Annotated in this window: 12 protein-coding genes and 2 pseudogenes; 5 read left to right on the forward strand and 9 right to left on the reverse strand. The window is 43.5% G+C overall.

What is annotated here, in order from left to right:
- Positions 1–177: 177 nt before the first annotated feature.
- Both arfB and T426_RS0110470 read left to right on the forward strand, forming a co-directional pair.
- Positions 178–585 carry an alternative ribosome rescue aminoacyl-tRNA hydrolase ArfB gene (arfB, locus tag T426_RS0110465; RefSeq protein WP_036985083.1) on the forward strand — a complete coding sequence of 136 codons (408 nt, stop codon included), beginning with the start codon at positions 178–180 and terminating at the stop codon, positions 583–585.
- An 801-nt stretch (positions 586–1,386) separates the two neighbouring features.
- The gene (locus T426_RS0110470) at positions 1,387–2,823 is read left to right on the forward strand and encodes a bifunctional metallophosphatase/5'-nucleotidase (protein WP_027585658.1); all 1,437 of its coding nucleotides are present in this window, start codon (positions 1,387–1,389) and stop codon (positions 2,821–2,823) included.
- A gap of 743 nt (positions 2,824–3,566) precedes the next feature.
- Here the strand turns inward: T426_RS0110470 and T426_RS0110485 are convergent.
- Entirely contained in the window at positions 3,567–3,938 is a 372-nt protein-coding gene (locus T426_RS0110485; protein WP_025866232.1) for a hypothetical protein, read from the reverse strand.
- A gap of 71 nt (positions 3,939–4,009) precedes the next feature.
- Complete coding sequence (locus tag T426_RS0110490; RefSeq protein WP_027585659.1) at positions 4,010–4,984, reverse strand: tocopherol cyclase family protein; 975 nt, start codon at positions 4,982–4,984, stop codon at positions 4,010–4,012.
- 163 nt (positions 4,985–5,147) lie between these two features.
- Here T426_RS0110490 and T426_RS0110495 point away from each other — a divergent pair, with 163 nt between their 5' ends.
- The 3 genes and pseudogenes from T426_RS0110495 to T426_RS26305 all read left to right on the forward strand — a co-directional run.
- Entirely contained in the window at positions 5,148–5,603 is a 456-nt protein-coding gene (locus T426_RS0110495) for an HvfX family Cu-binding RiPP maturation protein (RefSeq protein ID WP_051568975.1), read from the forward strand.
- A gap of 46 nt (positions 5,604–5,649) precedes the next feature.
- Positions 5,650–9,081, forward strand: a pseudogene (locus T426_RS0110500) (ligand-binding sensor domain-containing protein); the annotation flags it as partial.
- Between the two features lie 171 nt (positions 9,082–9,252).
- Positions 9,253–9,993 (forward strand): annotated as a pseudogene (locus T426_RS26305) (response regulator transcription factor); the annotation flags it as partial.
- Positions 9,994–10,253: 260 nt separating this feature from the next.
- Here T426_RS26305 and T426_RS26095 read toward each other — a convergent pair.
- The 7 genes from T426_RS26095 to T426_RS0110535 all read right to left on the reverse strand — a co-directional run bounded on the left by T426_RS26095 (position 10,254) and on the right by T426_RS0110535 (position 21,418).
- Positions 10,254–14,165: an HsdR family type I site-specific deoxyribonuclease gene (locus T426_RS26095; protein WP_157604984.1), complete on the reverse strand. Its 3,912-nt coding sequence runs from the start codon at positions 14,163–14,165 to the stop codon at positions 10,254–10,256.
- A gap of 16 nt (positions 14,166–14,181) precedes the next feature.
- Positions 14,182–14,769 (reverse strand): hypothetical protein, encoded by a 588-nt coding sequence (locus tag T426_RS0110510; RefSeq protein WP_027585662.1) that lies wholly within the window; start codon positions 14,767–14,769, stop codon positions 14,182–14,184.
- Between the two features lie 26 nt (positions 14,770–14,795).
- Positions 14,796–15,767, reverse strand: a complete 972-nt coding sequence (locus T426_RS23395) for a hypothetical protein (protein ID WP_025864782.1) — start codon at positions 15,765–15,767, stop codon at positions 14,796–14,798.
- Between the two features lie 5 nt (positions 15,768–15,772).
- On the reverse strand, positions 15,773–17,056 hold the full coding sequence (locus T426_RS25550) for a restriction endonuclease subunit S (RefSeq protein ID WP_081782448.1): 1,284 nt from the start codon (positions 17,054–17,056) through the stop codon (positions 15,773–15,775).
- A gap of 9 nt (positions 17,057–17,065) precedes the next feature.
- Complete coding sequence (locus T426_RS0110525) at positions 17,066–18,946, reverse strand: PGN_0703 family putative restriction endonuclease (protein WP_025864780.1); 1,881 nt, start codon at positions 18,944–18,946, stop codon at positions 17,066–17,068.
- Positions 18,946–20,520 (reverse strand): type I restriction-modification system subunit M, encoded by a 1,575-nt coding sequence (locus T426_RS0110530; RefSeq protein WP_027585663.1) that lies wholly within the window; start codon positions 20,518–20,520, stop codon positions 18,946–18,948. The genes T426_RS0110525 and T426_RS0110530 overlap by 1 nt, the downstream gene beginning before the upstream one ends.
- A gap of 184 nt (positions 20,521–20,704) precedes the next feature.
- Positions 20,705–21,418: a hypothetical protein gene (locus T426_RS0110535; protein WP_027585664.1), complete on the reverse strand. Its 714-nt coding sequence runs from the start codon at positions 21,416–21,418 to the stop codon at positions 20,705–20,707.
- Between the last annotated feature and the right edge of the window lie 510 nt (positions 21,419–21,928).

Raw genomic sequence — 21,928 nt, forward strand, 5'->3', positions numbered from 1 at the left:
TTTAAAACAATAGAAAAACAATTTGCCCGAATAACAAGTTTACATCGACCAGTTTAAAAAACATTAATAGAATCGAATTATTGTTAAATTAGAAATAAGCTACCGGAGGAAAACAAAAGAATTCTTGCTACGAATCATCAAACGAACCATTATCTTTGCCAACAAATCAGCAGTATCATGTTATCCCATCGCAATTTCATAGCGGAACTAAAATTTAGTGCTTCACGAAGCAGCGGAGCAGGTGGGCAAAATGTAAATAAGGTAAACACAAAAGTGGAATTGCGCTTCCACGTCGAGTCATCGGTATTGTTATCGCCGGAAGAGAAAAGCGTATTGATGCGCAAATTAGCGAACCGGATTAACAAGGAAGGAGAACTGATACTGACTGAACAGAACGAACGTTCGCAACTGAAAAACAAGGAAAAAGTAATCGATCGGTTCTATCGTCTCATCAATCGGGCACTAACTCCGCAAAAAAAAAGGAGAGCTACCCGCCCAACAATGGCCTCGCGCCGCCGGAGATTAGAAACGAAGAAACAACATTCGGAGAAAAAATCGAGGCGACAAAATCCTCGTTTAGACTAAATTATCGAATTAGAGCCTGAAATCCCGAACTAAAACCCCCACGGATAAAGGCATGAAGACACTTACTAACAATTGTTGATATCTCCTGTTCGTTTTTCGTTGATTTTGTTTTGCCAAAAACACTTGCCTGATAAATAAAACATTGTAATTTGCATACATCAGGTGAGCGATAAAAAGGTCGCGCCAGAAACAAGGAGAAGAAAAAAGCCACTTAATTGAGGCTCGATTCCGATCGTTCAGGTTGCAAAACCTGCTTGTTGAAGGAGCTGAAGCCTGGAAAGCGAACGGAGTAACATCCAATCGAACTACCAGTCGGTCACAGATAAACGGAAACGTTCATTCTAAAACTGAATCTCAAGACTCTGCGGCAGCAACTCCGGTTAATGCCTGCAGAAAGAAGTTGGAAAAAAGGATTTATTTCCCGTTCCATTTCATCGACTGTCAGACGGTTCTTCGGAACAAGAAAACAGAGATAGTCTGAAAGATGCTTCGTCCGGGAAGGTATTCTTCGGGATATCGAATGGACAGCTTGAAGATGACGCTGTAACAGGTGTCGTACAAAAGCCACAGGTTATATGAAAGTCTTCGGATGATTATGTAGCCAACCACAATAACCGTAACCTGACACTGTGAAGTGTAAACTTCAACAGCGAAATGGGAACTATTCCTCCGAATGGTTCCCATTTGTGTATTATAGCCTCACCCGTCCCTCCCCCCTTTGGTTTTTATTATCTATCTCATTTATCTCTCCCACTATCTCCTTTTTTTCTATTTTCGCTGCAAAAACATGCTAATTCAGTCATGAGACAAACTCTTTCCTTTTTCCTGCTAATAATCATTGGACTAACAACACAAACAAAAGCTCAGGAAGTTGATTTACTCTATTTCACAGATGCCCACAGAATATTTCCCGTATTGGATGTTCCCGGCGGCCGTGGCGGTGTTGCCCGATTGAAAACACTTACCGACAGCCTCCGCAAAGAAAATCCAAACACCTTTCTTATTCAAGGTGGAGACCTGGCTGGAGGCGTTCTGTTTGGCGGAATGTACAAAGGATGGCCAATGATTAAAGCCTTCAATCAAATTCCGCTCGATCTGTGTAATTTTGGGCAGCACGAATTTGATTTTGGTTCAGTTCATGCCGATTCGCTGGTCAGGCGTTCACACTTTCAGTGGATTTCCTCCAATCTTCAAGCTCCTTCCGGGAAACCGTTCGCGAATGTCCCCCGCTTTGTCATCAAGGATTTTCAAGGTATTCGACTCGCTTTTATCGGATTGACGGACGCCATGAATACAACGCTGAACGATGGTGATGTAATTCAAGAAGATATGCAAAAAGCGATATCCGAAATCCTCCCACAAATAGAATCACATCATCCCGATAGGGTAATCGCCATTACACAAACCGACCTGAACACTAATCGCAAATTACTGAAAGCATTTCCTCAGATTGACCTCGTTTTCACGGAAGAAGAACACGAATACAACAGCAACGTATTTTTCGAAGGGAAACGTCCTATCATATCACCTGCCGGGAATATGAGTTCAGTCGCCCATGTTATTCTCCGAAAAACCGGAAGACCGACCATCGAAATAATTCCACTTGATTCAACGATTTCTTCAAATTCCGAATTGCGCGAACTGGAAGTATACTACCGGAACGACATGAATCGGAAACTTTCAGAGCCACTGGCACAATTAGAGATGCCACTCTCCTTCCGGAAAGGCATAACCGGAGAAAGTGCCGCCGGGAATTTGATTACTGATGCTTTTCGGGCAGCCTACCATTCCGACGTAGCACTCATCAATGGCGGCGGCATTCGGGCCGATATTCCGCCGGGAACATTTACGTTAAAGGATGCACGTTCGCTGTTGCCTTTTGGAAATAAACTTTGCCTGGTAAAAATGACCGGAAACCAGCTGAAGAAGATGATAAAAGCCAATGTGAATAGCAAAACAGGACAACTGTTCCAGGTTTCCGGCATCCGTTATACGTATAATTCAACTAAAGATTCTTTAACCATTTTCAGAAATCAAGTTCCATTACCCCCTAATGATTCAATTTCTGTTGTACTCAATAACTATATTCTGAGACGAACTCCCGACCAATTTGAGATTATCATTGGTGAAAACAATCCAAATGCGGTAACCGATTACGAAGCTTTGAGACATTATGCCCTTACGGGCAAAAGATTACATCCCCAAAAAGAAGGTCGAATTACCATTGTAAAAAAATAATTTTCTGGTAGAAGAACAGGTTTGAAGCAAAATCACCGACGCAACAACACGGCAAAACACCTTTATTTATTGAGCACATATACGTTATCAACAATTGTTCATATCTTCTGTTCGTTTTTCGTTGATTTTGTTTTGCCAAAAACACTTGCCTGATAAATAAAACATTGTAACTTGCATATATCAGGTGAGCGATAAAAGGTCGCACCGGAAACAAGGAGAAGAAAAAAGTCACTTAATTGGGGCTCGAATCCGATCGTACAGGTTGCAAAACCTGCTTGTTGAAGGAGCTGAAGCCTGGAAAGCGAAAGGAGTAACATCCAATCGAACTACCAGTCGGTCGCAGACAAACGGAAACGTTCATTCTAAAACTGAATCAGAAGGCTCTGTAGCAGCAACTCCGGTTAATGTTGCAGAAAGAAGATGAAAAAAAAGGATTCATTTCCCAAGACGTCTTCATCGCCTGTTGGACTGTTCTTCGGAACAGGAAATCAGAGATAGCCCGAAAGAAGCTTCGTCCGGGAAGGTGTCCTCCCGGGATGCCGAAGGGACAGCTTGAAGATGATGTTGTAACAGACATTGTCCAAGAGCCAAGGGTTGCACGAAAGTCTTCGGACGATCCTGTAGCCGGCCACAATAACCGTAACCTGACACTGTGAAGTGCAAACTTCAACAGCGAAATGGGAACTATTCTTCACTGAATGGTTCCCATTTGTGTTTATATACGGTTCGTTTGAAGTTGAATCTTACTTCTGCGATTTGAAATAGCGTCGTGTGAGCACTTTTTTCAAATCACGCACAATAATCTGATGTGCCAATACCTCCATCTCGTTGTAATCGGGCAATTCCAAGCCGGCACGTGTTATCTCCCTTTGCGTAATATCCACCTGGTACAGCACCGACAATAATCGCTGATAGTCATTAGCCAGCAAATGGCGAATCTGATCAACCAGTTGCTCGTGCAATTCCCGATAAGCCTGAGCAGTATTTCCTGAAAAAGTAATGGTAATGCCAAACATGGCAAAATCCTTCATAATTTGTTCAGCAGTTTCCTGAACAACAGCCGCGCTATCGAGGAAACGGGCTACATTATCGTTGCGTATATCGGGAAGTTTCATAAAATCGATTGCATTTCGTCATTCTCCGGAGGTGAAGTAAACAAAAATATGGCACTTTGTCCGTAAAGTTATCAGAGGATAATTTCCTGAATGTTTCCGGCTACCTCCAGACCGGCATTTCGCCCGGTATCCTTAAATATTATCATCTTTCTTTTTCTATCGAGCAACTCCACATCAATGGTCGAAGTCATGCTTTCTTCAATCCGTCCCTCCATAAATCCATGAATAGGTGAAGCCAGTTCTGTAGCTTTTTCCCGGTAAGCACGAATAACGAGCCGGTAGCTCGGGTTTTCAATGATCAATTCAACCATTTCCGCAGAGACCGAAGACTTGCGTAAAATAGATTTATTGTATGTCGTAAAACGAATCAACCGCCCGTCCAGCCACAAACCGGCAATGAATCCTACAAAAGCTTTTCGTATCCAGGGAATCTTCGCAACTGAAACTTTCAACGAAACTCCCGGACGGGAAAAGTGATTGGATTGCATCCAGACGTAAGCGCTGGGAAACGACCGTCCCCAATCCTTTTCGGTATAGCCCCGTCCACCCGTAAAATCAATGTCTTCACCATCCAACAGCAGATTCCCTCCGATGCTGTGATCCATACTGACGATTCCATGGTAACATTCCATAAAAGGCACGAAGGCATAAGGGCCCATAATTCCCGGCGAATACCATGGCTTTGGCCAGGGCACCATTCCCGAGAAATGCAATTCGCCCGAAAGGGCGGGCAATTCCAAATGTATCGTGTCGGCTGAAAAATGATTGCCGGCAATCGAGAATTGGAATTTTCGTGCCTGCGGCCGGAACTGTTCCGCATCGAAACGAAAGTATTGGGAAGTATGTTTTCGTCCGTCAAGTACCTGAATAAAGGCTTGCTTTTTTTCGGTTTCATCCATTGCAATACCCGGAATAACAGCAAGAGCCCTGGTCTCATCAGCATTTACCAGTTTATAATACCAGCCCTCAAAGTAACGCCTTTTACGGCCCCATCCCTGGAACTGTTCCGGATTGAAAAAAGCGCACCACTTATTTAGAATTAGCATGAGATTAAAGCTGGTTATGAATATTCTGAAACGAAGACGTTCAAAGCATAATTCCATCCGAATAAAAAGATAAGGAATGCGAAGGAGATAAAAAAACTTCCCGCGAGCCTGTAAGGTAGCAGCTCTTTACTCGTCAAACTGTCAAAAATTAATTTTCTCACGTATGAAAACAATCGAAAAGTATCATCAGCTCGTTGAAGTTATCAGCAAAGCCAAATGGCTTCCACTTCTTCTCCTTCGACTCATCCTTGCCTATGGTTTTTTTGGACCGGCCAAAATGAAATGGAGCAACATGGACGGGATCATTAGCTGGTTTTCTCATATGGGAATGCCGATGCCGGCATTGAATGCCTACCTGGCCGCCTCGACTGAAGCGCTGGGCGTCATCTTGTTATTCTTAGGATTGGGGACACGCATTATCACCATTCCACTCATGTTTGTGATGTTTGTAGCCATCAAAACCGTCCATTGGCAACATGGCTTTGCTGCAGGAGACAATGGATTTGAGATTCCGCTTTACTACCTGCTTATGCTGCTCACTCTTTTCATCATGGGGCCTGGAAAAATCAGCCTCGACTCTCTCATCTATTCCTTCAGAAAGAAAAGACGAACAATTTAAAATAAGATTTTCAACTCGGCTAAAAGGCCCAGTAACAAATCCCGGGATGGAGTTTTCGGTCTGTTTTGCAACAGAAAGAAGGACTTCATTCCGGTACAACATCCTAACAACAAAACCGCTGATCTATTCATCTCAGAGAATATCATCCGCGTTTATTCCGAATATTTCAGGAAATACCAACCTTTTATTAAATTGCGGAACTGAATCAAGTAAAAGCCGGCCTGTGAAAACCAGATTCACCAACCTGATCCTAATCCTGCTTATCACTGTATTTTCAAGTGTTTCCGCATTTTCTCAACAGAAACAATACAACTTTGCCCAGATAAACAACACCAACGGATTATCGAACAATCACGTTACGTGTATTTTGCGCGACAAACAGGGCTTCATGTGGTTCGGAACCAATTCGGGTCTGAATCGCTATGATGGCTATTCCGTCAAGATTTTCACACATCATCCGTCCGACAGTACATCGATTGACAACAACATCATCGCGGCAATCAAACAGGACTGCGATGGAAAACTATGGGTCAGAACCCAAACCGGCTTCAACGTATACGACCCGAAAACCGAGACTTTCTCGTTTTCCAATTCTCCTGTACTGCGAAAACATCCGGAATTCATCAATCATTTCATCAATCTTTTCACCGACAGTGAAAGCCAGAGTTGGCTAATGACCAGCGATTACGGAGTATTTCGCTTCGACACGCTTCATCAGGATATTGCTCCGGTAAAACATCTCGCCAATAGGAATGGTGTTAAAGCAACCTCCGATGTGACTGCCATGGCCGAAGACTCAAAAGGCAACCTATGGCTCATTCATCAGGATGGCTATCTGGAAATGAAGCCCAAAGGGAGTATGAATGCGAAGATTCAGGCCAGCTTCTTACATGACCTATATCCCGGAGAACAATTGAACTGCCGCATATTCATTGACAACGATGACGATATCTGGATTTCAACACAGGGTCATGCCATCGGCCTTTTCTATTATGAGCCTGCCACCGGAAAGCTTGTTCACATCGACCAGACTTCCAGGCCCACTCATACCAACACCAACATCATTACCGGTATCACGCAGGACTCAGATGACAACATCTGGATAGCCACCGACCACGGAGGTATCAACCTGCTCGATAAAAAAGATTTCAGTGTGCGGTACCTGACACACGAAACCTACAACGTCCACAGCATTGCCCACAATAGTCTCACGGCCATGTTCCGCGACAGCGAAGGGATTATTTGGATTGGAACCTACAAAGAGGGAATCAGTTATTATCACAAAAACCTGATCCTGTTCAACACCATCCGGTATACACCTCAAAGTGCAAATGGTCTGAACTTCGGCGACATCAACTGCTTTACCGAGGACAAAAAAGGGAATTTGTGGATTGGAACCAATGGCGGCGGACTGAACTACTATAACAGGAAAACCGGAAAATTTACCCATTACGTTCATCATGACGATGACCCGAACAGTCTCTCCAATGACGTAATTGTTTCGCTTTTTATCGATCACGAAAACAAACTCTGGATTGGGACCTACTTCGGTGGCCTTAACCGTTTCGACGGAAAAAAATTCACTCATTACACGCACGATCCAAAAGATTCGACCAGTATCTCCAATAACAATATCTGGACGATATACGAAGACTCATTTAACAATCTCTGGATAGGAACGCTGGGCAGCGGGCTCGACCGGTTTGATCGCAACACGGAAAGCTTTCAGCATTTCCGCACCGGCAGCGAAAATTCCATTATCTCCAACGTTATCATTTCGTTGGCCGAAGACAACCAAAACCGCCTGTGGATTGGCACACCCGACGGCCTGAGCATCTTTAACCCGGAAACCCGTACATTCAGCAACCTGCTTCACACCGACAAGGATACCACCACGCTGAGCAACAATACAGTGAATTGCTTATTAGCCGATTCGCGCGGATGGATTTGGGCAGGAACACCAGAAGGCCTGAATGTATACGACGAGCACACCGGCCAGTTCAGGCGTATTTTGAAGAGCAACGGCTTACCGACGAACAACATCGTTTCAATAGTAGAAGACCATCAACACAATATCTGGCTGGGAACCACCAAAGGCTTGGTTCAAGTCGTCGAAAAGGGCGACCATGTTTCCGATTTTTCCATGCGCATTAAATTGTACGACGACGAAGACGGGTTACAGGCCAAAGAGTTTAACGAGCGGGCTGCTTATGTTACCAGCAACGGCCAGCTTTTCTTCGGCGGCCCAAATGGCATTAACTTCTTTAACCCGGGTAATCTGGTAGAAAACAAGAATATTCCCAAAGTGGTGTTCACCAACCTGCAGGTTTTCAACCGAACCATACAGGTGGGAGAAAGATTCAACCGGCGCATTTTGCTGCCCCAATCCATCATCGACACCAAAGAAATTACGCTGAAGCACGCCGAAAACTTCTTCTCGGTGGCCTTCTCTACGCTAAGTTATTTCCATCCGGAAAAGAACCAGTTTGCCTACAAGCTGGAAGGTTTTAACAACAGCTGGATTTATACCGACTGGAAGAATCGCCGGGCCACGTTCACCAACCTCGACCCGGGCGAATACACTTTGCGCGTCAGGGCATCGAACAATAATGGCTACTGGAACCAGGAAGGTGCGACCCTGAAAATTAACATCCTCCCTCCTTTCTGGCAAACGATTTACGCTTATGTCGCCTACGTGCTCATTATCCTGCTCATCATCTGGCTATGGCGTCAACGGATCATCAGGCGGGAGCAGGAAAAATTCGAGATCGAGCGGGAAAAAATCAAGGCGCGCCGCCTTCACGACCTCGATATGCTGAAACTCCGTTTCTTCACGAATATCAGTCACGAGTTCCGTACGCCGCTCACGCTTATCATCACGCCCATCGAGCAATTGTTGCAAAAAGCGAAAGGCAACGAAGAGCAGAAACACCTGCAACTTATTTACCGCAACAGCCGGCGTTTGCTCAGCCTGGTGAACCAGCTACTCGATTTCCGGAAACTGGAATTCCAGGAGATTAAGCTCCGACCGAGTGAAGGCGAAATTGTCCGTTTCATTCGCGAAACCACCGAATCGTTTTCCGACCTCTCGGAGAAAAAGAATATTCATCTCTATTTCCAGACCGATGTGGAAAATATCACCGCGTATTTCGACCACGACAAGCTGGAAAAAATTCTCCTGAACCTGCTGTCCAATGCCTTCAAATACACCTCCGAAAACGGCGATGTGCATGTGGATGTTCGATTAAATGAAAAAGAACATCCCTCCATCGAAATCAGCGTCAGTGACACCGGAATCGGTATTCCTGAAGAAAAACAACAACGCATTTTCGAGCGCTTCTTCCAGGATGAGACCAACGGCTCCGATTATAACCAGGGAAGCGGCATTGGGCTCGCATTGGTGAATGAATATGTGAAGTTGCAAAACGGCACCATCACCGTGGAGAGCGCGCCGGGCAAAGGCAGCTGCTTCCGGGTGACCTTGCCCCTGGTGTTCGGCAAAGAAACTTCGGCGGAAGTGGAAAAAGCGAACTGGAAACGCCAACCGGCAGCCCAGCCTTCGTTGGTGATGGAGCCGGAAGCTGCAGAAGAAAGTGAAACAACCGGCAGAACCTCGAAAAATACCAAACTGACATTGCTGCTGGTGGAAGACAACGAAGATTTCCGTTTTTACCTGAAGGACAATTTCAAACAGACTTTTGAGGTATTGGAAGCCGGCGACGGATACACCGGCTGGGAAATCGCCTCAAAATCGCTGCCCGACTTGATTATCAGCGATGTGATGATGCCGGTAATGGACGGCATCGACCTGTGCCGGAAAGTCAAGAGTACGGCCGAAACCTCTCATATCCCGGTCATTCTGCTGACCGCGAAAGTGGCCGACAACCAGAAGATGGAAGGCTACGATGTGGGCGCCGACGACTACATCACCAAGCCATTCAATTTCGAGTTGCTAGAATCGCGCATCAAAAACCTGCTGGCACAACGGCGGAAACTGCAGAAAGCCTTCCGCAAGAAAATCGATGTCAGTCCCAGCGAAATTGAAATTACTTCGCTGAATGAGATCTTCATCAAGAAGGCCATTGATTTAGTGGAAGAAAATATCGGCAACAGCCAGTTCTCTGTACAGGAAATGAGCTCGGAACTGGGCATGAGCCGGGTGAACCTTTACAAGAAAATCTCGTCGCTCACCGGGCAAACACCCGTGGAATTCATCCGTACCATCCGGTTGAAACGCGCGGCCCAATTCCTCAAACAGGGCCAGCTCACCGTTAGCGAAGTGGCGTACCGGGTAGGCTACAACGACCCGAAATACTTTACCCGGCAGTTCAAAAACGAATTCAGCATCACGCCGTCGCAATACGGAAAAAACGGGAACGGGAAATCATAGACCAATCGTTTCCGCCCGCGGAGAATAAGCTTCCGCCTGTTCAGGTAACGCTTCGAAGTGTTAAGGTCGAGCTTCGAACTGGTACAAATTCCCTTCGAACTTCACCGGAAAAGCTTCCGCCTTGATCAAATGAGTTTCGAACTTGCCAAGTTAAGCTTCCGCCTCGATCAAATAAGCTTCGAACTTCGTCGGTAGAGCTTCCGCTTTGGGAAAATGAGCTTCGGTGTGAGAAAGTAAGGCTCCGGTGTTACCTACCTTGATTAGGCTCGGTTCTTCTTGAAGTTTTCAGCTTGTTCGAAGATATCCTGATACACTTCATCACGCTCAACCGGCGGATAACCGTGTTCGTCTAACAACAGGATTAATCCAACTTTCAATGCCGATTTGATGTCGTCGCGTTTGTTCCAGTCGGGGAATTTGGCCTGCGCATCCACCAATTCTTTCACTGACTTTGCCAACTCGATGAGTTTATCTTCGGGATAACTGAAATCGTACTTTACACAAAGGGCTTTCAGGATATCGTAAAAGGCTTTTTCTTCGAAATCAATTCCCATCTCATCGCCGGCCGAAAACTCCCGGTAGGCTTCCCATATTAAATCGGTCAGGTGCTCCGCCATCTCTTCGTACACCTCGCTGCGCAGAACATCGTTCTCATCCCGCTGGTTGTAACGGTCGACCAGTACCTGCATCTTGCGGGAGAAATCGATGCCTTTTACCTTGTTCACTTTGCGTATTTCGCCAATCACCTTTGCCAGCAATTGCTGCAGCAATTTTATTTTGGTATTGGGTAGCTTAATCTTGTTGATTTTGTCGAGATACTCCTCGTCGAACAAGTCTTGTTCCGAATCTTTTTCTTCACCCAATTTGAATATCTCCTCCACCCCATCGCTGGCCAATGCATCTTTAATCATCTCCCTTACCCGCGCGTTCATCTGTGCAATATCAGGGGCGTCGCCTTTGGTGAGTTTAAACACGATGGAGCGAACAGCCAGGAAGAAATGAGTTTCATCCCGTTCCTGTTGCGTTAACTCTTCGCTACCGGTACAAATATCATAGGCGGCCTTCAGTCGTTTCACGAGGCCCATAAACCGGGTTTCTTTCTCTTTGGTCCGTTGAACAAATTCAGCCGCCTGATTCAACGCATTCAGCTGCTGCAAGGGTGTTCCATGGAAATAGTTCGTCGTATCGAACGTATGGAATAGTTTCGCCAACAAATCCAGATGATTTCGCACAACAATCAGCGATTCCCGAATATCTTCGAAGTTCTGCTGGTCTCCTTTGTTGTATTTGGCCAATGCCAGGTTCATCTGCTTTTTGATGCCGATGTAGTCAACCACCAGCCCCTTATTTTTGCCCTCAAACCTTCGGTTTACCCTGGAAATGGTTTGTATGAGGTTATGTTGCTGGATGGGTTTGTCGATGTACATGGTATCCAGAAAAGGAACGTCGAACCCCGTGAGCCACATATCGACCACAATGGCTACCTTGAAACTGGATTTTTCGTCCTTGAACTGCCTGTCAAGTTCCTTTCGGTATTCTTTCGTTCCCAACAGGTTGTACAGCTCCGCCGGATCATCTTTCCCACGGGTCATCACCATCTTTATCTGGGACGGATGAAGCTCCTGCTTCGTCTCTTTCACTATCGTACATCCCTTGAACCGGTTTGCCGTACTCAGTTCGGGCAATCTTGCTTTTTGAGGATTTTCCAGTATGTACCTGATTGTATTGTTGAAATGGTCTTCGTCGCGAATAAACCGGTCCCAATACTCCGGCATCCAGAATCGATCCGCGTCTATTGAAATACCCAATTTGTACTTTTTATTATTCTTCAATGCCCATTTCGCTGTATACGACTTCCAGGTCTGCACTATTTTGGGCAAATCGGTCCTTGTTTTGATCAAGACATGCACATGATTGGGCATGATGCTCCATGCCAACAGGTCGTACCTTTCTCCATCGTGATACTTCAAAGCTTCCAGAACCACCTGGGCCATTTCGTGATGATTTAACGCACAACAACCGTATCCGGCATCAAGGTATTTTTCATACCGCTTTCGTTTCTGAATTTTCTTCTCGCCATCCGGGAGTCTTTTTAGCTCCTCTTCTACCTTGCGGAGAACTTCCTGAGGAAGACTATCGGCCAGCCGGAAAGTGATGAATTGAACTAACCCGGTTCTGTTGCGGTGAGGAAGGTTGCGGGCGTGCCACTCTTCTGGGGTACCGTAGTTGTTGGTGAAGGAGGCGGCGTAGTTGATGAGGGAGGAAGGTTGCGGTGTATTTACAGAGCTGGAGCGGTGAAGCCCCGGGGAAGAAGTTACAGAGCTGGAGCTGTTAAGCCCTGGGGAAGAAGTTACAGAGCTGGAGCTCTGCTCTCCCAGCAAACGTTGATTTAGGTGGGTGACGACGTTTTTGTAGAATTCGTAAGCTATTTCGCGGTTGCTGCAGACAAACATGGTTTTGCCTTTGATGGTGGAGCCTTCACTTACCCGTTTCTCGTAATGTGCCACAAAATCTTCCGCTAACTCCTGTAACCTGTCGGGGTCGCCGATGATGGCATTCAGATTAGCGGTTGCCTTCTTGCTTTCTTCAATCTGATATTCGTTGGCGCCGGCCTCAGCGGCTTCTTCGTAGTATTTTTCGATCTTCTCCAGTTCGCCGTTACGCAAAGCGACTTTAGCGGCACGGCCTTCGTACACAATGCGTACGGTTATCTCGTCTTTTACCGATTCGGTCATGGTATAGGCATCCACTACTTTGCCGAACACATCGAGGGTTGCATCAATGGGCGTACCTGTAAAGCCTACATACGTGGCATTGGGAAGTGAATCGTGCAGGTATTTGGCAAAACCGAATGTTTTGGTTACCCCTTTTTCGGTTACCCGCACTTTCTGATCCAGGTTGACCTGACTGCGGTGTGCCTCATCGGAGATACAAATCACATTGCTCCGTTCGGTCAGCAATTCCGTGTCTTCGGTAAATTTATGAATCGTGGTCAGAAACACGCCGCCGCTTTGCCTTCCTTGCAGCAATTGGCGCAGATGAGCACGACTTTCGACACTGACCACGGTATTGTCGCCAATGAATTTTTTAGCATTGGTGAATTGTCCCGACAACTGATCGTCGAGGTCTGTCCGGTCGGTAATCAACACGATAGTCGGACTGGCAAAGTGCTTACTTTTCATCAACAAACGGGTGAGGAAAAGCATGGTAAAACTCTTACCGCTTCCGGTTGCCCCAAAATAGGTACCGCCCTTTCCATTCCCTAACGGTTTCTGAGCCTTCTTAATGCTCTCGTACAAGGTATTGGCGGCATAATATTGCGGATACCGACAGACTATTTTCTCATCCTTCTTCGAACTGTCGGGCAGGTAGATAAAGTTGCGGATGATATCGCGCAAGCGTTTTTGGTTGAACATTCCCTGAATCAGGGTAAACATGCTGTCGATGCCGTCTACATCCTTTGCTAAACCGGCAATACGCCGCCAGGCATAAAAGAACTCGTAGGAAGCAAAGAACGAACCGGCCTTGTTATTGACTCCGTCGCTGATGATACAAAAAGCATTGTATTTAAACAGTTCAGGGATATCGCGGCGGTACCGCACGGTGAGTTGCTTATAGGCGTCGTGTATGGTTGCTTCCTCGCGGATGGCGCTTTTGAACTCGAATACCACCAACGGCAATCCATTGACGTAGATAATGCCATCGGGGATACGTTTTTCGGTTCCGGTAATTTCGAGCTGGTTGACGAATTTATACCTATTGTGGTCGGTGTGGTACACATTTTCCGGGTCGGCTCCCACCAGCATATCCAATTCGGAGCTCACCAGCTGCTCTTCCAGGCCACTGTAGTCGATCAGTTCGATGTGAATATCCTTTTGGCTGCGGTCTTCCCGTTTCAGGATGAAGCCGTCGCTCAGCCAGCGCATGAAGGTTTTGTTGCTCTCGTAAAGGTCGGAAGCCGGCAGTGTTTTTAGTTGAAGCAATATGGATTGGGCTTCGGTAGGGGTAAGGTGTTCATCGCGGTATTTGGACAACAGATAGGCAATGAAATCCTCTTGGATGATTACCTCATCCGCGGCCCGGTTCAGGGTGTTGCCGGGGCAGTAGGTATAATGTTCGTTCCCCAGTAGTTCAATGAAGGTTTGTTCTAGTTTTTGTTCGGTGAATTTCATAAGGTCAGACTTATTGTTAGTCAAGATGCATCACATTGCCAATCACGTTTTCGGGCTCATGAGTGGGTATATCATTTGGCTTATCATCGGCTGGAAAGACCGCAAAGTCGCCGTTTTCATATAGCACATATTTTTGATCAATCAGATGAATCATTGATTTCTTTATCAACTTCCCTTCTTTACTCCAACTTGTTTCATTCATTGATGGCTTAGGGCGAAATCTCTGCAATTTTTTGTTCTCATATACAAAAATGGTTTCCCCTCCTTTGCCTTTCGTATCCAAATGAAATAAGATTTTACCCCCAACTGGTTTAAATACTAATTTCATTTTATACAAATCTCCATTCAATTTCACCTTCCGATACTGTTCCCGCTGATGTATTTCCTCTTCATAAATGCGAATTTGAAACTTCATTGCCGATATTTCATTCAATTCCTTAACCGCTTCCTCCATCCCCAACTTATATTTATGATCGGTAGAAAAACTCTCTGCTTCTAATCTCTTTTCTTTCTCTTCAATTGATTCCTTGATGTCTTTAATTGAAGCTCGATATATCTTTATTTCTTGACCTGCCTCATACAGCGATTTCTCTCCAAAACTCATATCAAATATTTATAATTATCACTAGTTTAGAATATTGTCAGTTGATCATCACCTCTATTTTTTCGCTGTTTATGCAACTTACCTTCCGGAGTTTCAATTGCTTTATTATCCTCGAAATAATAATTAACCCTCAACACATCGTAACCAACAATCTTTTCCAATCCTTCACTATCTATCTTCCGACGAATTTGCAAACAACAATTAATTGATGAATCATTTCTGAATTCAATTTTGCCTGTCTGAACCAAGGTCTTAAATTCATTGGATTTCATATTAAAACGAATTGACTCTCCTTTAAAAATCCCATACCACATGTATCGACCTTTTTTCAAAACAGGAGAAATAATATCGATTACAGCATCTTCTACCTCTATAGGCTCTAAATCATCGTTTACAATAATGAAATCATTAAAATTGGCCCTATTTACAAATTTTTCCTGAACGATGGGCTTCTTAGCTTTGTCTTCAATAATAATCGATACTTTGTCAACTTTTTTATAATTGTTCAAATATTCATAAAAGTTGGACCTCTTCTTTTTCAACTTATAATTGTTGTCAAGACGCTGATTATTTTTTTCTGCCTCTCTTTTTAATTTTTCAATCTCAAGCTTTAATTTTTCTTTTTCGAGTTCCTTTATTTCTTTGTCTTCAAATATCTCTTCAATTAAGTGATTCGTAACTGTACTAATTGTCGTTGTAATAGGTGTAACCACAACGCCGGTAACCAGAGCCGTAATTAATGCTATTTTGATAGTTGCTTTTTTACCCGGATCAATTGCACCAAATTGAAACCACCTACGCAATCCGCCATCAGCGAAGGGTTCAGTTTCAATGCGAACCTCGACATTAAATACCGATGCCACTTCCTTTAAAATACCTAGTAATTCATACTCACATCTATTCTGGATCAAAGCATCCATCGTATGCGATTCATCGTTGAACCAATAGTGTAATTCTAATGTATTAGCTTTGAGCATTGATATTTTGTCGACCATCATAACTTTTAGTTTTCTATGGTTACAAGCTTGGAATACAACAGTTCTTTTAGAGAAACTAAATTATTTATTTCTCTTCTCTTGATGTAAGTAATTTCAAAAAGTTCACTTACTAAAGATTGAAACTTTCTCAACAATACTTTAGAGGGAATCACTACTTGAAACTTTTCAACGTCAGATTTAGTAATTGCCTCTCTGGTCGATCCAGCCTGGCTTATTCCCAGAAGTTTCGACTTCGACTCTGAACTACACAAGAAAAACTCCAAATAAAAATTTATATTCAATCCGCTTTTAGGGCGTATGATCATCACATGCTGATTAACTCTTGCAGGAAGTACATAATCAGGAACAATTGCACACCGGGCAACTGAAACACCAGTAATATTAAGCAAAATATCTTTGGACTCAACAACTGCATTTTTGAGTTCTTCAGCCTGTTTTGCATTTAAAAAAGCAAGGTTATCTTCCGAAAACCGATAATCATGAATATTTGTGCTTCTGATTAAGGAAATACCTCCCTTTTGATAACTTTTTTTTCCTCCCTTTGGTGTAGCCCCACTTCCAATCTTTCTGCAAATTTCCTCCAATTCACTATTAGACCATCCCTCTGGAATTTCCTTACCCAATTCTTCGTTGTACACCATTTTGCCGCCACTGGATTTGTAGGGCTTGCCTTCCAATTCGGGTTGCCCCATAGCGGCGGCCTGCTTAGCGGAAATGGGAAATTCAAAATCGACGAACCACTGCTTGTATATAGTCTGTGCGGTTTCTTCGAGTTTTTGGATAATTTGGTTGTTCAAGGTAATCCGGTTTTTCACGGTATTGTACTCGGACACTATTTCACGTTGTTTTTCGGGAGAGGGAATGGGAAGATAAACGTTACACATTTCTTCCCATCCAAAAACTTCTCTTGTACTACCATGGCTCATAAAACGAGCAAACCTGTCAAATTCCGGCCGTCGAAACCACATCATCAGGTACTCGGGATGGAGCAACTCAGGTTGTATTATTTCAAATGACGTATATGCCTGGGATATGATGACCTCATCATACTCCTCCAACAAAGCAACTGAAATCTTATCCCCGTTCCGTGAAGTAACTGGACCATAAGCAAACTGATTTCTTTTAACAATTTTATAGTTGGCCATATTCGTGCCAACTGTATTAGCAATGGAAGGCATAAACATTTTCTGAATACTTACCCCCAGAAGCCTTTTAACTTTCAACTCCTTATTTCGAATGTTTACTTCACGTATATATTTTCCCAATGGCTGATATTTCGGCTGTATCATTCTTTCTTTTTAATAGCGTAATTTTAAATACCCCACTAGTTCTGAATAAAAGGGTTCATTTTCCAACAATTCCAGAATCAGCATGCTGTCGACGATTTTGAATTTCGCAGAATCGGAAAGGCACTTGGTCCATCTCGTTGGCAAAGCATCTGCCAGTACAGAGTTCTTACCTAACAAATCTCTGTTTCTGACTGATACAATCAAGATGTGCAGAAAATCATCGCCCACCCCCTTATCAACCATCCGCTCTACCAGTAGCGTCTGGCGCATTAACTCATAAAATGGTTCGTAATAGTAAACGGATTTGGCCAGATCGGGGAGTGTCCTTAACTGCCGGGATGATGTGATTAAACCATTGTAACGCTTTTGACGCGTTTCCCCTTTCGATAATTCCAATGCCTTATTCTCTCCCTTTAGGTAATGCTCAGTGTATTTCCATTCTATTGGAATAAGCACCTTCTTTCCGTGTCGTCGCGCTATAATGAAAGCATCTACCGAAGTACAGTATTCTCCCCGCCTGGCTCCGGCATCCGATTCGTTTAATAGTTTGCCGTTTTCGTACGTAAACTCAAAAGCGATGTAACCCGGGTCCTTGTCCGAAATAGCAGGATACACCTCATCTATTTCAGAATCGAACAGTTGAGCCAACCGGAGAACAGCGTTTTTGTCCTTTCGTATTACAAAGAGGAAATTCAGGCATTGAATTTGGGAGGAAACCAGATGGGTTGTTGGTTTGTGTTTTGAATGATTGAATGTCCACCATGCGATTTTATTCTTTTGGAAGTATTGTACCATTTGCTCCCTAATACTTTCATGCAAATTTTGCTCTCCTTTGTTCAGAAAATAATCATACCCTTTGATTTTACTATTGAATCGAAAAGCTGCCTGTTTGATTTCCTCTTCCATTTGGAAGCCTCCTTTATAATAAAGTCTCTCAAACTGAAAGCTATCTTTCTTCAATTTGTACTGAACATTGAAAAACCTGATTCCAAACTCATTGGTATTTAAGAGTGCTGTTACACCGACCACCAATGGATGAATCTCATCGAACAAAAAGTACGATTTAACAGTTCTGATTTTTAACCTCTCATTTTGATACAGTTTTTCAGCATCCCGAATATTTTTTACTTTATGAGGCTTGCCAATTTGATCGGAAATAAACAAATCATACATGACCTCCGAATAAAAGAGCAGTTCGGAGATTATTCCGACCATTTTATTGCCGTATTTAAGCTCAAAAATATTCAGGTTATCCTGCCGGTCAATTCCCCAGATATCAATAGCACTGGCACGTCCGGTAAAGAAGCCTTTGCCATTCTGTTTCACTCCTACCGGTAATTGATGATTGACAACCTCTAACTCAAAATATTTTCTAATGTATTCAAGATTCTGCTGATTGTACTCGATTTGTTTCTCTCCTGCACTTGTTTTGATTACCTCAGAAGCTACATTTAAAGCCGTATTTACATTCAGCTCTCTAAACCGTTCTTCAAAGTCAATGAGTTCCTTGCCATTTAGTTTATCGGTTTCAAACCAAGAAAACAACTGGCTGAAACGTACCACACGATACAGAAACCGATTATAATGAAGTCTTTGACTATCGGCTATTTCTCCGGAAATATCCCAACTCAAAATAACTTTATCGATATATTGGTCCAAGTGATGTTTCAAAACAATACCCCACCCCTCAAAAGCAGCTTCATCTTTCTGCATATTTAATGTGCATGGAAAGACTGTTTCACCTTTTGGGTTCTGATATGCGTTAAGCGATATGTAAAGAACTTTGTTGTCAATATGAATACCAATGCGGGAAGGTAATTTCAATGCTTTATACTTGATTTTATCTTCCAGTAATCCGATAATCCTACTTCTGTCAACAAAATCCTCCATTACTCTGAAATATTGATTTCATAGCCCAAATCCTTAAAAACTTTCAATAAATCTACTTTTGATTTCTCTTCTGCTCTTAATAAATCGGAAATTTCAGACTGCAGATTTTTCATCTTCTCATCGAAGTCGATGTTTTCATCCCGGTTGACAAACTCGATGTATTTACTGGGAACCAGGGAAAAGTCCTTCTTCTCTACTTCTTCCAATGTAGCGGAATAACAGAATTCGGGAATATTATCAATTCCATCCGTTTGCCATTGATGATAGGTATCCACAACCGTTCTGATATCATCTTCGGAGAATTGGGTATACTTTTTTTCAAAAGGTATTCCCATTTGTCGTAAATCCATAAACAGAATCTCCTTTTCTCGCTCACGATATTGACGAGCTTCTTCTCCTATCTGTCGGGATTGTTTTTTCTTGTTCTTATTGAGAATCCATAGTGTTACGCTGATATCGGTGGTATAAAACAAATTGCGCGGTAAAATCAGAATCGCTTCTACTAATCGGTTCTCTACAAGTTTCCGTCGAATCTTGTATTCATCTCCACCTCCACTTAATGCACCATTGGCCAGGATAAAACCCGCCACACCATCATCGGATAATTTGGAAACCATGTTCAAAATCCATCCATAATTGGCGTTGCTTTTGGGCGGTACCTCATAACCACGCCAGCGAGGATCGTCGGTCAGTTCATTCACGCCCCGCCAGTCTTTTTGATTAAACGGCGGATTAGCCATGATGAAATCAGCTTTCAGATCCTTGTGCTGATCGTCGGCAAAGGTATTGGCGGCTTTCTCGCCGAGGTTCGCTGAAATTCCCCGGATAGCCAGGTTCATTTTAGCCAGCTTGTAGGTTGTATTGGTGTATTCCTGTCCGTAAATGGAGACCTCTTTCTTGTTTCCGTGGTGGCTTTCGATAAACTTTACCGATTGCACAAACATACCTCCGGAACCACAAGCCGGGTCATAAATAATGCCACGGTAGGGTTCAATCATTTCGGTAATCAGATTGACAATACTCTTGGGCGTATAGAATTCCCCTTTACCCTTTCCTTCAGCCAACGCAAACTTCGAAAGAAAATACTCATATACGCGCCCTACGATATCGTGTGCTTTATCCTTGTTGGTTTCGATATCGTTGATGGTATCGAGCAGTGCACTTAGTTTCGACGTATCCAAACCAAGCCGGGAGAAGTAGTTATCGGGCAGCGCTCCTTTCAGCACTTTGTTATTTTTCTCGATGTTATGGAGGGCTGTGTCAATTTTCAAGGCTATATCGTTTTGCTTGGCATTCTCCATGATATAAGACCACCGCGATACCTCGTCCAAGAAAAAGACGTTGCTCATGTTATAGAAGTCAGGCATTTCTATATACTTCTTTTTCCCGTCTGCAATTAACTTCTTTCGGTGCTCTTCAAATTTATCACTGGTAAACTTCAGAAAAATCAATCCTAACACCACGTGTTTGTATTCGGCAGGCTCTACACTTCCTCTCAATTTATTCGCCGAGCTCCACAACGACTCTTCGATGCTCTTTTCCTTTCCGTTTCCGTTTGCTTTCTTTTTGGCCATATTTTGTTTTTCAATTCCCTATTTTAAAATTTTAAAAATACCATTTTATCTGTGAGCTATGAAGGAAATGGATAGATAACATTTGAATTTTTATGTTTATACCAGACCAATTAAAAGCAGATGAATATTTCATAAAAAAATCCCTCCGAAGAGGGATTTCCACCAATGACCAATTTAACTAAACCTATTCCACCGGTTCTTCGGCGACTTTTCGGGCGGCGCTCATGCGGGCCACCACTTTGCTGAATGTGAACTGTTCTTTTTTCAGTTTATCGTCTTTATAAAAAGAAGAAGCAATTTTGCAGATACCAATTACTTCCTTGTAAATCTCATTAAAAACGGTGATGGCTTCTTCGGTGACCTCTTTGGTTGTAGCTTTCAGGGTTTCCTGCGATATGTTGGCTGCTTTCAACTGATCGGCATAACCAACAATCCGATCGAGCAGTGCCTCGCTGGTTCCCTTGGCTACTATCTGCGCCCTGATTTCAGCGGTTAAGCCTTGTTTGAAGGCATACAGCAACTCGATCAAGGATTCCTGGTTTCCCTTCCGGGCACTTTTCAGGTAGGTAGTAAATCCCAGATTCTTCAACATCGCAGCTGCTCCGGCACCAAAATCAACCTCAATTTGTCTTTTCAGGAAAGAGAGGTCGCGCAGCGCCGGCGCCTGAACTGCGGTTACCTGCGCTGTTGCCTGGCGCAAATCGAGCTTGGCATCTTTCCCCAGATAGTTTTCGATGGCATTATCGATTTGGGTAGCAGTTGCTGTAACATATGCCTCATCCCAGTTGGTTCGGGCAACCGACAGGTCAACCAGGTTGTCACTTAGCGACTGAACAATGGTTTCAGCAGCCATTAACATTTCAACGTCTTTGTACTTGTAATTGCGAGTGATTTTCATTGTTAGATTATTAGAGGTTATTAAATAAAAAGTGTTATTTCTGTTGGTTTGGTTAAAGAAAGGATGCATCATCCCTGGTCGCAATTATATTCTATGGTACTACTGCATCCAAAAATCCATTCTACTCTCTCACGAAGATTTGCCTTATGAATCGCCTGCTTTCGTATCCTGGTCGGTTGGCAAAATCACTGTCATATGGGGAAACAGTGTACTATGATAAATCATTATCTAATTTAATGAATATTTTCATTAAAATGATTCTAAACTAAACACCAGGTTAACGGATAATATTTTCCTGGCACCTTTCACCTCATATGTATAATAAATTCTCCTACGCATAAAAACATCTATTCTGACGCCCGTTAGAAATGCCACAATTGGTCATACCATTAACATTTCTCCCCTTTTTCCTTACAAATGTCTCCCATGGTTAACATTTAACACCCCACACAGAAACAAACCAATCCTATGGCCGACAGTACGAATCGATACATTCGTCAGTAACAATTT

This window comes from Prolixibacter bellariivorans ATCC BAA-1284, assembly GCF_000621705.1.
GTDB lineage: Bacteria > Bacteroidota > Bacteroidia > Bacteroidales > Prolixibacteraceae > Prolixibacter > Prolixibacter bellariivorans.